This is a genomic window from Pseudomonas sp. GM60, assembly GCF_000282415.1.
Classification (GTDB): Bacteria; Pseudomonadota; Gammaproteobacteria; order Pseudomonadales; family Pseudomonadaceae; genus Aquipseudomonas; species Aquipseudomonas migulae.
On sequence record NZ_AKJI01000047.1, the window covers coordinates 37,756 to 51,757 of the forward strand.

9 protein-coding genes are annotated in these 14,002 nt (G+C 61.1%); 2 read left to right on the top strand and 7 right to left on the bottom strand.

All coding sequences use genetic code 11. The features are described from left to right. Positions 1 to 136: 136 nt before the first annotated feature. The 7 genes from PMI32_RS17365 to leuC form a co-directional block, all read right to left on the bottom strand. Complete coding sequence (locus PMI32_RS17365; RefSeq protein WP_008028289.1) at positions 137 to 2,764, bottom strand: FimV/HubP family polar landmark protein; 2,628 nt, start codon at positions 2,762 to 2,764, stop codon at positions 137 to 139. 208 nt (positions 2,765 to 2,972) lie between these two features. Then, the gene (locus tag PMI32_RS17360) at positions 2,973 to 3,983 is read right to left on the bottom strand and encodes an aspartate-semialdehyde dehydrogenase (RefSeq protein ID WP_008028291.1); all 1,011 of its coding nucleotides are present in this window, start codon (positions 3,981 to 3,983) and stop codon (positions 2,973 to 2,975) included. A gap of 244 nt (positions 3,984 to 4,227) precedes the next feature. Then, the gene (asd, locus tag PMI32_RS17355) at positions 4,228 to 5,340 is read right to left on the bottom strand and encodes an aspartate-semialdehyde dehydrogenase (RefSeq protein WP_008028293.1); all 1,113 of its coding nucleotides are present in this window, start codon (positions 5,338 to 5,340) and stop codon (positions 4,228 to 4,230) included. A 68-nt stretch (positions 5,341 to 5,408) separates the two neighbouring features. Next, entirely contained in the window at positions 5,409 to 6,491 is a 1,083-nt protein-coding gene (gene leuB, locus PMI32_RS17350; RefSeq protein ID WP_008028295.1) for a 3-isopropylmalate dehydrogenase, read from the bottom strand. Positions 6,492 to 6,570: 79 nt separating this feature from the next. Then, positions 6,571 to 7,338, bottom strand: a complete 768-nt coding sequence (locus PMI32_RS17345) for a class I SAM-dependent methyltransferase (RefSeq protein WP_008028296.1) — start codon at positions 7,336 to 7,338, stop codon at positions 6,571 to 6,573. A gap of 152 nt (positions 7,339 to 7,490) precedes the next feature. Continuing rightward, complete coding sequence (leuD, locus tag PMI32_RS17340) at positions 7,491 to 8,135, bottom strand: 3-isopropylmalate dehydratase small subunit (protein WP_008028298.1); 645 nt, start codon at positions 8,133 to 8,135, stop codon at positions 7,491 to 7,493. Between the two features lie 10 nt (positions 8,136 to 8,145). Further along, the gene (gene leuC, locus PMI32_RS17335; RefSeq protein WP_008028300.1) at positions 8,146 to 9,564 is read right to left on the bottom strand and encodes a 3-isopropylmalate dehydratase large subunit; all 1,419 of its coding nucleotides are present in this window, start codon (positions 9,562 to 9,564) and stop codon (positions 8,146 to 8,148) included. 146 nt (positions 9,565 to 9,710) lie between these two features. On the opposite strand from leuC, the gene PMI32_RS17330 reads away from it, so the two are divergent. Together PMI32_RS17330 and PMI32_RS17325 are read left to right on the top strand one after the other, a co-directional pair. Further along, positions 9,711 to 10,601, top strand: a complete 891-nt coding sequence (locus tag PMI32_RS17330) for a LysR family transcriptional regulator (RefSeq protein ID WP_008028303.1) — start codon at positions 9,711 to 9,713, stop codon at positions 10,599 to 10,601. Positions 10,602 to 10,667: 66 nt separating this feature from the next. After that, positions 10,668 to 13,946 (top strand): PAS domain S-box protein, encoded by a 3,279-nt coding sequence (locus tag PMI32_RS17325; protein WP_008028304.1) that lies wholly within the window; start codon positions 10,668 to 10,670, stop codon positions 13,944 to 13,946. The last annotated feature ends 56 nt before the right edge of the window (positions 13,947 to 14,002 follow it).

The window sequence follows — 14,002 nt, forward strand, 5'->3', positions numbered from 1 at the left end:
CTCCTACAGGAGTTGTGGAATCCTGTAGGAGCGAGGCTTGCCCGCGAAGACACCTCAACAGACACCATCGCACCATTGTTAAAACAAAAACGGCAGCCTCAATGGGCTGCCGTTTTGTTTATGCCTTACCGGTCATTCAAGCCAGACGCGAAAGCATTTCCTTGGCTTCGCTCTTCTGACCCGCGTCACCTTCGCTGACCACCTCATTGAGGATGTCCCGCGCGCCGTCGGCGTCGCCCATGTCGATGTAGGCCTGGGCCAGATCGAGCTTGGTGGCGACTTCGTCGGTGCCGGAGAGGAAATCGAATTCCGGTTCGTCAGCTGCGGAAGCCAATGCATCTTCGGCAGTGAAGGTCGGCTCGCCGATGCTCTGCGACAGACGATCCAGCTCGGCGTTGACGTCATCCAGCTCAGCGGCGAATGCATCCGGAGCGTCCATTTCATCGGCCAGCGACAGATCGAAATCTGCCGGCAGCTCCAGATCATCCAGCGCGACCTCAGGAGCGGCGGCTGGCACTTCCACGGCAGGCAAGTCCTTGACGTCGTCATCCAGGCTCAACAGGAAATCGTCTTCATCGAGGATCCCTGGCGACGGATCGGCACCGAGGTCCATGTCCAGATCGAAGTCCGACAGGTCGTCGAGGTTTTCCTTGATTTCAGTCTGTTGCTGCAACACCGACTCAAAGCTCAGGTCGTCGTCCAGCGGGAATTCATCCAGCTCGGCCAAAGCCTCTGGTTCCGGCTCAGGCGTCGGCTCAGGCGCAGCCACCACAGGAACGACGTTTTCCAGATCATCCAGACTCAGATCAAACGCGCTGTCGAAGTCGTCATCGGCCAGTGCCGGCGCCGGCTCTTCGGACTCGTCCATCAACAGCTCTTTGACGTATTCGGCGTCCAGTTCGGCAGCGACGGCCGCAGCAGCCAGACCACCCGCCACGACGACCGCCATGGCCGGGAAGCGGCTTTTCAGCTCTTCGACACGGGCGAAGTTTTCGCCGTTGGCCACGAGCTGACGCTCCTGGGCCACGAACGCATCGCGGTCGCCCTGCTGACCGTAGACTTCCATCAGCTTCAGACGCAGGTCACTGCGCTGAGGCTCTTGTTTGATGCCCTCTTCCAGCAACGCAGCCGCCTGGTTCAGGCGACCGGCGGCCATGTGCGACTGCGCCTTGGCCAGCACGTCGTCATCACGTTCAGCAGCAGGCGCGACCAGTGGCGCGGCAATCGGCGGCATGACCACCACTGGCTCAATGACCGGAGCAGGGGCCGGGGTTGGCGCGGGTGCAGGAGCTGGCGCGGTCGCGAGTTTCACGCTTGGCTGTGGCACTTCCAGACCTTCGAAGCTGCTTTCAGGCAAATCCAGATCAGCGGAGAAATCCTGCTCCTCGGACAAGGCACGGGCCATCCGCAGGTGTTTCTCGGCTTCCTGCTGGGCTTTGCGGCGACGGGCCAGCAACAGCAGCAACAGCAGCAGAACCACTGCCCCGCCGCCGACCAGACCCAGCAGCACCGGATTGGTCAGCAGGTCATTGAATTTTTGATCGTCAGACGCGGCCGGCGCTGGCTCGACAGGCGTTTCAGCCGGAGCTGGCGCGGCCTCAGGAGCGGCCGCCAACGGGGCTGGCGTTGCGGGTGCAGGGCTCGGCGTCAATTCGGCCGAGATCGCCGGGGCCGCCGCGACAGCAGCAGCCGGCGCACCCGCAGCACCTTCTGCCTGCATCTTGGCCAGTTGATTGTTCTTCAGCTCGATCAGGCGTTGCAGCTTGTCCAGCTGACTTTGCAGATCGGTCATGCGGCTTTTCAGTTCAGCATTGTCACGACGGGTCGTGTCGAGGCTTTCCTGGGCCAGGGCCAGTTTGTTGCTCAAGGCCTTCGCATCACCTGCAGCACCTTTGCCACCGGCCTTGCCGGACTCGGCAGACACCAGGCTCAGTTTGTCCTTGGCAGGCTGCACTGGAGCGCCTTCAGCGCGAGGGCGCTTGGTCGCGTCAAGTTGCTGCTGCCCTGCTCCAGGCTTCGCCACATAGCGACGCCCCTGACGCCACGCAGTGTTCTGCGCAGCGACTTCGGCAATGGCTTTGGGTTGCGGCACGCTGGCGACTTGCGTCTGATCCGGCAGGCGCAGCACCTGACCGGTTTTCAGCAGGTTGATGTTGCCGTTGATGAAGGCATCCGGGTTCAGCGCCTGGATGGCCAGCATGGTTTGCTGAACCGAGCCGCCATTACGCGCCTTCGCAGCGATTTCCCAGAGGGTATCGCGCGGCGTGGTGGTGTATTGGGTCGGCTTGGTAGCGCCGGTCACCGGTGCAGCGACAGTCTGAGTCGGTGCCGGCTGCGCAGCCGCTTCAGCGGTTTGCGGCGAGAATTTGGACGGATCGAGCAGCACGCTGTAATCGCGCAGCAGGCGACCGTTGGGCCACATCACCTGAACCAGGAATTTCACCATCGGTTCGGACAGCGGCTTGCTGGAGGTCACGCGCAAGATGCTTTTGCCACTGGCGTTGAGCACCGGGGTGAAGCTCAGGTCATTGAGGAATGCCTGACGGTCGACACCGGCCTTGGCGAAATCTTCGGGCGACGCCAGGCTCGGCACCAATTCGGCGGCCGTGAGTTCCTTGACGTCGAGCAATTCGATTTCCGCCACCAGCGGCTGGTTCAGCGACGACTTCAGGGTCAATTCCCCGAGCCCGAGCGCATGCGCCATACCGGAGGACAGCGCCGAGGCGGCCGCTATTGCTAACACCAGTTTGCGAACTTGAACCATAGCCTCATCCTTTGTTTGAACATTCCTCGGCCAGCGAGAAGGTGTTGATAGTCGCTGCCGTAAGGCATTGCGCGCGGCGGCGAAGGGTCGTCGCGCGCGATCATTTCTTTCATGCCCCGGAAAGCCTCGCAGGGTGGCTTGCCTTCAGCAATCCGGTCGAGCATGACGCCCGACCAGAATCATTCTGCAAATTGTTGCCAAGTATCTTTTACAGCAGGTCTTTTATCAACAATTCAGCCACCTGCACAGCATTGAGCGCCGCGCCTTTGCGTACGTTATCTGACGTCAGCCACACATTAAGTTCCGACGGGTCGTCGATTCCAGCGCGAACCCGACCGACGTAGACCACATCCTGCCCTACCGCATCGCCGACCGGCGTCGGGTAATCGCCGGCTTCCACCAGTTCGATACCCGGAGCGTCTTCCAGCGCCGCGTTGACTTTTACCAGGTCCACAACGCTTGCAGACTGCAGGGTCACGTTAAAGCTATCGCCAAAAAACACCGGGGCTTGAATGCAAGTGACGGAAATCTTTAATGAAGGCAAGGCCATGACCTGACGCAGCTCACGCACCAGACGCTTTTCCAGCAGCGTATGGCCGTTTTCATCCGGCTTGCCGACTTGCGCCAGCAGGTTGAAGGCCATCTGCCGATCGAAAAAACTCGGCTCCAGCGGACGCACGTTGAGCAGCTCGGCGGTTTGCCGGGCCAGTTCCGTGACGGCTTCGCGGCCCTGGGCAGAAACGGCCAGGCTGGCGGTCACATTGACACGCTGCAGATCGAGCAGACCAAGCAAGGGTGCGAGCACCACGGCCAAGGTGGTGGCCGACGGGCTTGGGCTGCTGACCTGGAATGGCTTTTTCAGACCGGCCAGAACCTGAGCATTGGCTTCCGGCACCACGTGCGGCGCCTGATCGGCAGGCAAGGCGCCGGACAGATCGATCAGCGAGCAACCGGCCGCCGTGGCGCGCGAGGCGAAACTCAAGGTCACCGCCGGACCTGCGGCGAAGAACACCAGCTGTACTTTGCTGAAGTCGAACTCATCGACCTCCCGCACCCGCACGTTCTTGCCGCGAAACGGCACCGAATGACCGGCGGACTCGCTGCTGGCCAGCAGGTGCAGGCTGCCGACCGGAAAGTCGCGTTCTTCGAGAATCTGCACGAGCGTTTCGCCGACAGTACCGGTGGCGCCGATCACGGCAATATCAAAGGACTGGCTCATGGTTGTACCTCTGGCGAAACGGGGGGAGCGGCACTTTACCGGGTGGGTGGCGTGCAGGCAATTCTGCCAAGGGTTTGCGGTGGCTGTACCGGCCTCTTCGCGGGCAAGCCTCGCTCCTACATGGGATCGCGCCGCACCTGTAGGAGCGAGGCTTGCCCGCGAAGAGGCCCTTGCTGGCGACACAACTTCCATAAAAAAACCCGCGCCCCTTTCAAGGCACGGGTTCTTTCATTGCTTCAATCGATCAACGCTCAAGCAAAATCCGCAGCATGCGACGCAGCGGCTCGGCCGCGCCCCACAGCAGCTGGTCGCCAACGGTGAACGCGCCGACGAACTGCGAACCCATGTTCAGCTTGCGCAGACGGCCAACCGGAACATTCAGGGTGCCGGTGACCTTTGTCGGGCTCAGCTCCTGCATGCTGATGTCGCGGTTGTTCGGCACCAGCTTGACCCAAGGGTTGTGCTGGCTGATCAGCCCTTCGATGTCGGCGATCGGCACGTCTTTGTTCAGCTTGATGGTCAGTGCCTGGCTGTGGCAGCGCATGGCGCCGACACGCACGCAGATGCCATCGACCGGGATCGGGCTCTTGAAGCGACCGAGGATCTTGTTGGTCTCGGCCTGGGCCTTCCACTCTTCGCGGCTCTGACCGTTCGGCAGTTCCTTGTCGATCCACGGGATCAGGCTGCCGGCCAGCGGTACGCCGAAGTTCTCGGTCGGGTACGCGTCGCTGCGCATGGCTTCGGCCACACGGCGGTCGATGTCGAGGATGGCGCTGGCCGGGTCGGCCAGTTGATCGGCGACAGCGCCGTGGGTCACGCCCATTTGCTTGATCAGTTCACGCATGTGCTGCGCGCCGCCACCGGAGGCTGCCTGATAAGTCATGGCGCTCATCCACTCGACCAGACCGGCTTCGAACAAACCGCCCAGGCCCATCAGCATCAGGCTGACGGTGCAGTTGCCGCCGATGTAGTTCTTGGTGCCGGCGTCGAGCTGCTGGTCGATGACCTTGCGGTTGACCGGGTCCAGCACGATGACCGCGTCATCCTGCATGCGCAGGCTGGAAGCGGCGTCGATCCAGTAACCCTGCCAGCCGGCTTCGCGCAGCTTCGGGAAGACTTCGCTGGTGTAGTCGCCACCCTGGCAGGTCAGAATCACGTCGAGGGTTTTCAGCTCTTCAATGCTGTAAGCGTCCTTGAGCGGAGCAACGTCCTTACCCACGGACGGGCCTTGGCCACCGACATTGGAAGTGGTGAAAAACACCGGCTCGATAAGATCGAAATCCTGCTCTTCCAGCATCCGCTGCATGAGCACGGAACCGACCATACCGCGCCAACCGATCAGACCTACACGTTTCATCGCAACTACACCTTCTTGAAAAGTGGGCCGCTGCTTTCGAAGTGGAAAGTGGCAGCGGGCCCGAGAGATTACAGATTCCGCAGCGCGGCGACTACTGCGTCACCCATTTCCTGCGTACCGACTTTAGTGCAACCGGTCGACCAGATGTCGCCCGTCCGCAGGCCCTGATCCAGCACCAGGCTCACGGCTTTCTCGATGGCATCCGCTGCGCCCGACTGGTTGAAGCTGTAACGCAACATCATCGACACCGACAAAATGGTCGCCAGTGGGTTGGCGATGCCCTTGCCCGCGATGTCCGGAGCCGAACCGTGGCAAGGCTCGTACATGCCCTTATTGTGGGTATCCAGCGATGCCGACGGCAGCATGCCGATGGAACCGGTGAGCATCGACGCCTGGTCGGACAGGATATCGCCGAACATGTTGTCGGTGACGATCACGTCGAACTGCTTCGGTGCGCGCACCAGCTGCATGGCGGCGTTGTCGACGTACATGTGGCTCAGTTCGACTTCCGGGTAATCCTTGGCCACTTCTTCGACGATTTCACGCCACAGCTGGCTGGAAGCCAACACGTTGGCCTTATCCACCGAGCACAGCTTCTTGCCGCGCACCATGGCCATGTCGAAACCGACACGGGCGATGCGGCGGATTTCGCTTTCGCTGTACGGCAGCGTGTCGTAGGACTGACGCTCGCCATTTTCCAGGGTGCGGGTGCCACGCGGCGCGCCGAAGTAGATGCCACCGGTCAGCTCGCGAACGATCAGGATGTCCAGGCCGGAAACGATTTCGGCTTTCAGGCTGGAAGCTTCGGCCAGTTGCGGGTACAGGATCGCCGGACGCAGGTTGCCGAACAGGCCCAGTTGCGCACGAATCTTCAGCAGACCACGCTCAGGACGGATGTCACGCTCGATGGTGTCCCATTTCGGGCCGCCCACGGCGCCCAGCAAAACAGCATCGGCGGCGCGAGCACGCTCCAGGGTTTCGTCGGCCAGAGGCACGCCGTGCTTGTCGATGGCTGCGCCACCGATCACGTCGTGGCTCAGCTCGAAGCCCAGGTTGTACTTGTCATTGGCCAGTTCCAGCACCTTGACTGCTTCGGCCATGATTTCCGGGCCAATACCGTCACCTGGGAGAATCAGAATCTGCTTGCTCATGCTTTCCTCATGTCATCAGTCGGTGTGCCCTTGGGCACGCCCGGAAAAATTCTATCGCTCGGTGCTTATGTTTCCGAGCTTATCGTTCTGCCATCAGCACCAGTACATCGGTACTGAACGAACCATCGGCCTCAATCTCAAAATATTCGCGTACTTCGTTGCCCATCGACTGCTGCAATTCGAGGATCGCGGCGCGCATCACTTGTGGTGTGCGCATGCGCTCGACCCAGCTGGTGTACTCCAGACGCAGGCGTTGACGCGTGGTGCTGCGAGTGTACAACCCTGCCTCGCTGACCTGACGCAGCCACTCGCCGGCGGAATAATCGCGCACATGGCTGGTGTCGCGCAGCACTTCGACACTTTGCAGGTAAGTGTCGAACAACGGGCTGCCCGGTGACAACACGTCGATGAACGCCGCCACGCCGCCCGGCTTCAACACCCGCCGGACTTCACGCAGGGCCAGGCCGAGATCGCTCCAATGGTGCGCCGAATAACGGCTGAAGACGAAGTCGAATTCGCCATCGGCGAATGGCAACCGCTCAGCGGCACCCAGGACCGTGGACACGTTGCCCAACCCACGATCAACGGCAGCACCGGCGACCACATCGAGCATTTGCTGCGACAGATCGTAAGCCACCACTTCCTTGACCAGCGACGCCACGTGAAAACTCACGTGACCGGCACCGCAACCGAGGTCCAGCACGCGGGCATCGCCCTGCCCGGCCAGCTCAGCCTGTAGCAGCGCAAATTCAGTGCCTTGAGCGTGGACGGCGCTGCTCAGGTAGGCCGAGGCCTGTTCGCCGAATTGCTTTTGGACTACCTGGCTGTGCTGGGCGGTGCTGGTCATGTGGACTTCCTTTTTCGGGTGAGTCTTGGGGTGTTTTTTCGGGCCTCTTCGCGGGCAAGCCTCGCTCCTACAGGTATTGCGCTGTCCTTGTAGGAGCGAGCGGTGCGGCGATCCGACTTGCCCGCGAAGGCGTCATCACGCCTTACGCAAACTTACGCGTCGCGAAACAACCAAGGCTGGCTCGCACGGTGCTTGGCTTCAAACGATGCAATCGCCTCGTGATCCTGCAGAGTCAGGCCGATGTCATCGAGGCCGTTGACCAGGCAATGCTTGCGGAACTCGTCAAGCTCGAAGCTGTAGACCTTGCCGTCAGGCCGGGTCACGGTCTGGGCTTGCAGGTCGATCTTCAACTCGTAGCCAGGATTCGCCTCGACCTGCTGGAACAGTTCATCCACTTCAGCGTCGCTCAAGATGATCGGCAGCAAGCCGTTCTTGAAGCTGTTGTTGTAGAAGATGTCGGCATAGCTCGGCGCAATGATGCTGCGGAAACCGTACTCTTCCAGCGCCCACGGCGCGTGCTCGCGGCTGGAGCCGCAACCGAAGTTTTCGCGAGCCAACAATACGCTGGCGCCCTGGTAACGCTCGGCGTTGAGGACGAAATCCTTGTTCAGCGGACGCTTGGAGTTGTCCTGGTAGGCATAACCCACGTCCAGGTAGCGCCATTCGTCAAACAGGTTCGGGCCAAAACCGGTGCGCTTGATCGACTTCAAGAACTGCTTCGGAATGATCTGGTCGGTGTCTACGTTGGCACGATCCAATGGCGCGACCAAACCGGTGTGTTGGGTAAAAGCTCTCATGTGCGGTTCCTCAGATCAGTTCGCGAACGTCGATGAAACGACCGTTGACGGCAGCCGCCGCGGCCATGGCCGGGCTGACCAGGTGCGTACGGCCACCGGCGCCCTGACGCCCTTCGAAGTTGCGGTTGGAGGTCGATGCGCAATGCTCGCCCGACTCCAAACGGTCCGGGTTCATCGCCAGGCACATCGAGCAACCTGGTTCACGCCACTCGAAACCGGCTTCGAGGAAAATCTTGTCCAGGCCTTCGGCTTCGGCTTGCGCCTTCACCAGGCCCGAGCCCGGCACCACGATGGCTTGCTTGATGGTCGAAGCCACTTTGCGGCCCTTGGCGATCACCGCCGCAGCGCGCAGGTCTTCGATCCGCGAGTTGGTGCAGGAGCCAATGAACACGCGGTCCAGCTGAATGTCGGTGATCGCCTGATTGGCGGTCAAACCCATGTACTTCAGGGCGCGCTCGATGGAACCGCGCTTGACCAGGTCCATTTCTTTCGCCGGGTCCGGCACGTTCTGATCGACCGCCAACACCATCTCGGGCGAAGTGCCCCAGCTGACTTGAGGCTTGATCTGAGTGGCGTCGAGCTCGACGACGGTGTCGAACACCGCATCAGCATCGGAAACCAGGTCTTTCCAGGCTTCGACAGCGAGGTCCCATTCCGCGCCTTTCGGGGCAAACGGACGGCCTTTCACGTACGCCACGGTTTTTTCATCCGCCGCCACCAGACCTACGCGAGCGCCGGCCTCGATGGACATGTTGCAGATGGTCATGCGGCCTTCGATAGACAAGTCGCGAATGGCGCTGCCGGCGAACTCGATGGCGTGGCCATTACCGCCGGCGGTGCCGATCTTACCGATGACCGCGAGCACGATGTCCTTGGCGGTCACGCCGAACGGCAGTTTGCCTTCGACCGACACCAGCATATTCTTCATTTTCTTGGCGACCAGGCACTGCGTGGCGAACACGTGCTCGACCTCGGAAGTGCCGATGCCATGGGCCAGGGCGCCAAACGCGCCGTGAGTCGAGGTGTGCGAGTCGCCGCAGACCACGGTCATGCCCGGCAAGGTGGCACCCTGCTCCGGACCGATCACGTGAACGATGCCCTGGCGCACGTCATTCATTTTGAATTCGGTGATGCCATATTCATCGCAGTAGTCGTCGAGGGTCTGAACCTGCAAACGCGAGACCTGGTCGGTAATCGCTTCGATGCCGCCCTTGCGATCCGGAGTGGTCGGTACGTTGTGATCCGGCGTGGCGATGATCGAGTCGACGCGCCAAGGCTTGCGCCCGGCCAGGCGCAGGCCTTCGAAAGCTTGGGGCGAAGTCACTTCATGGATGATGTGGCGGTCGATATAGATCAGCGACGACCCATCGTCGCGCCGTTTCACTTCATGGGAATCCCAAAGCTTGTCGTAAAGCGTTTTGCCGGCCATCAGACGGTCCTCATCAGCGTGTTTCTATGCCCTGGGTCTTGAGAGATTCAATAACCCTTTGGCTTGTGAGGTCGATCCTAGGGGGTTACATTAAATAACTCAAATTCATATTTTTTATGCTTTGGATAACCAACTGGAATACGACGATGGACCTGGCCAACCTTAATGCCTTTATTGCCATTGCCGAGACAGGAAGCTTCTCCGGTGCCGGCGAACGGCTGCACCTGACGCAGCCCGCGATCAGCAAACGGATTGCCGGGCTGGAGCAGCAATTGAAGGTGCGACTGTTTGATCGACTGGGTCGCGAAGTCGGCCTGACCGAAGCCGGACGCGCCCTGCTGCCGCGGGCTTATCAGATTCTGAACGTGCTGGACGACACCCGCCGCGCCCTGACCAACCTGACTGGCGAAGTGACCGGCCGCCTGACGCTGGCCACCAGTCACCACATCGGCCTGCACCGTTTGCCGCCCTTGTTAAGGGAATTCACCCGACGCTACCCACAAGTGGCGCTGGATATTCAGTTCCTCGATTCGGAAGTGGCCTACGAAGAAATCCTCCACGGTCGCGCCGAGCTGGCCGTCATCACCCTCGCGCCCGAGCCTCACGCCCTGGTCAAGGCCACGCCGGTGTGGGACGACCCGCTGGATTTCGTGGCCGCGCCGGAGCATTCACTGATCAGCAATGGCGCGGTCAGCCTGGCGGACATCGCCCTGCATCCGGCGGTGTTTCCCGGCGGCAACACCTTTACTCACCATATCGTCCGGCGCCTGTTCGAAGCCCAAGGCTTGACGCCGAACATCGCCATGAGCACGAATTATCTGGAAACCATCAAGATGATGGTGTCGATCGGCCTGGCCTGGAGCGTGTTGCCGCGCACAATGCTTGACGATCAGGTTGCGCGAATACCTTTACCCGGCATACAACTGACTCGCCAGCTAGGCTATATCTTGCACACCGAACGGACGCTGTCGAACGCAGCACGGGCTTTTATGGCCTTGCTGGATGCACAACTCGATCTGCCAGGGACTCAAGGCTAATTTGTGCTACTCCTATAGAGCCTCAAATACCTGCGCCTAACGCCCCATTCAGCCCAAGGCCTGACAATGCCGAAATCTGTTGACCGTATTCCGCCGATGCCACGTATTCAGGCGCTTGACCCGAAACGATCCGAGCAGAGCTGGGAGAGTGCGCCGCAGCTGCTGGCCGCCCTCAACGGCGCACGGTTGGGCGCCTGGTATTGGGACATCGAACGCGGGCAGATCAGTTGGTCGCGGGGTACGCAGGCGCTGTTCGGTTTCGACCCCCGGCAACCGTTGCCGGCGGATCTGGAATACCTCGACCTGTTGCCCCCGGAGGATCGAGCGAAAACCCTCCGTGCCTTCCACGCGGTGATCGCCGGCGCGCCGCTGGAACAGGCGATGCACCACCGCATCCGCTGGCCCGATGGCAGCCTGCACTGGCTGGAAATCAACGGCAGCCTGCTGCCGGACAAACACGGGCGACCACGCATGATCGGGGTGATCCGCGAGATCACCCACCAGCGTCAGCGCGAACAGGCGCTGAGCAGCTCGGAAAAACGCTTCGCGACGCTGTTTCACCTGTGCCCGAACATGGTGCTGCTGACTCGCCAGGAAGACGGCCTGATCACCGAAGCCAACCAGTATTTCGAAAGCCTGTTCGGCTGGCCGGTGCAAAACGCAATTGGCCGCACCACGCTCGAACTGGGCCTGTGGGTGCACCCCGAGCAACGGGAGAAACTGGTCAAGGCGACCAAGGCCAAAGGTGAGCTGGTCAGCATGGAGGTGCAGTTCCGCGCCAGTAATGGCCAGGTCCACGATGGCATTCTCAGCGCACAAAAGGTCGAACTCGAGGGCCAACCCTACCTGCTCAGCACTTTCCTCGACACCACTGAACGCAAGGCTGCCGAACTCGCCTTGAAAGACAGCCAGGAGCGCCTCGATCTGGCGCTGGACTCGGCGCAACTCGGCACCTGGGACTGGCACATTCCCAGCGGCATGTTGTATGGCTCGGCCCGCGCCGCGCAGTTGCACGGACTGGACCCCATACCGTTCCATGAATCCTTCGACGAGTTTTTCGAAGGCGTGCCCGGCGAGGAGCGCGACAGCATGCGCGATGCCTATCGCAGCCTGCGCGAAGGCCCGGCCGGCAACTATCAGTTGACCTACCGCGTACAGCTGGAGGACGGCACTTCGCGTTACCTGGAAAGCCGCGCCCGCCTCTACCGCGATGAAAACGGCGCACCGCTACGCATGGCGGGGACCTTGCTGGACATTACCGATCAGGTCGAACGCGAACAGAAGCTGGTCGCCTCCGAAGAGAAGTTTGCCACCCTGTTCCAGGTCAGCCCGGACCCGATCTGCGTTACCCGCCAGGACACCGGCCAGTTCATCGAGATCAACTCCAGTTTCACCCAGACCTTCGGCTGGAGCACCGCCGAGGTGATTGGTCGCAGCGCCGACGAAATCGGTCTGTGGGACGCCTCGGCGAAAAGCCTGCGCCGGATCGAACAAGTCATCCGCGAACAAGGTCTGAACAACGTCGCCATCATCGTCCAGCACAAGGACGGCCAGTCGCTGACCTGCGTGATTTCCAGCCGCCAGATCAGTGTCGGCGACCAGCCGTGCATCGTTACCACTTTGCGTGATATCACCCAGCAACAACGCTCGGAAGCGGCGCTCAAGGCCAGCGAGGAGAAGTTCGCCAAGGCCTTCCACTCCAGCCCCGACGCCATCACCATCACCGAACGCGACACCGGGCGCTATCTGGAGGTCAACGACGGTTTCTGCCGCCTGACCGGCTACCGCGCCGATGAAGTCGTCGGCCGCACGGTGTACCAGGTCGGCATCTGGGCCGAAGAAAAACAACGCTCGGCGCTGCTGGCCGAGCTGCAGATCAAGGGCCGCGTGCATCACCAGGAAATGCTTGGGCGCAACAAGCATGGCGACTTGCTGACCGTCGAAGTCTCGGTAGAACCGATCACCCTCAATGAAACCGCGTGCCTGCTGCTGACCGCGCGGGACGTCAGCCTGTTGAAAAACGCCGAAGCACAGATCCGCCACCTGGCCTACCACGACCCGCTGACCAACCTGCCCAACCGCGCGCTGTTGATGGATCGCCTGAGCCAGCAGATCGCCCTGCTCAAACGCCACAACCTGCGCGGCGCCCTGATGTTTCTGGACCTCGACCACTTCAAACACATCAACGATTCGCTCGGCCACCCGGTGGGCGACACGGTGCTGAAAATCATCACTGCGCGCCTCGAAGCCAGCGTGCGCATGGAAGACACCGTGGCACGCCTGGGCGGTGACGAATTCGTGGTGCTGCTCAGCGGCCTGGAAGGTTCGCGCAATGAAGTCAGCGAGCAGGTCCGCGAACTGGCGGACACCTTGCGCGAACTGTTGTCGGAACCGATGTTCCTCGACGGCCAGCGCCTGCAAGTGACACCGAGTATCGGTATCGCGCTGATTCCCGATCATGGTTCGACCCCGACCGACCTGCTCAAACGCGCCGACATCGCGCTGTATCGGGCCAAGGATTCGGGACGCAACACCACCCAGATGTATCACAACACCATGCAGAAGGCCGCCAGTGAACGCCTGCGCATGGAGACCGACCTGCGCCTGGCCCTTTCCCGGGGCGAATTCGACGTGCATTACCAGCCGCAGGTGGACGCGCGCGACAATCGCATCGTCGGCGCCGAAGCGCTGGTGCGCTGGAACCATCCGGAATTGGGCGCGCAATCGCCGACTGAATTCATCAAGGTCCTGGAAGACAGCGGACTGATCCTGGAAGTCGGCACCTGGATCGTCGACGAAGCCTGTGATGCCTTTAAACAGTTGATCGCCAAGGGCCTGATCGACCCGCTCGACTTCAGCCTGTGCGTGAACATCAGCCCACGACAATTCCGCCAGAACGACTTCGTCGAGCGCATCGAGCTCAGCCTCGCCACCCACGGCCTGCCCTGCTCGCTGCTGAAACTGGAGATCACCGAAGGCATCGTCATCCAGAATCTGGAAGACACCATCAGCAAAATGCGCCGCCTGAAAAAACTCGGCATCAGCTTCGCCATGGACGACTTTGGCACCGGTTATTCCTCGCTGACTTACCTCAAGCGACTGCCGGTCGACACCCTGAAAATCGACCAGTCGTTCATTCGCGATGCGACTACCGACCCGAACGACGCCGAGATCATCCGCGCCATCGTCGCCATGGCCCGCAGCCTGGAGTTGAAAGTGATTGCCGAAGGGGTGGAGACGCCGGAACAGCTGGAGTTTTTGCAGGGGCTGGGCTGCCATTTTTATCAGGGCTATCTGCACAGCCAGCCGTTGCCGGTGGAGGCGTTCCAGAAACTCCTGAAATAGCCCGCACTTCGTGTAGGAGCGAGCCTGCTCGCGATGGACGTCAACGATGACGCGCA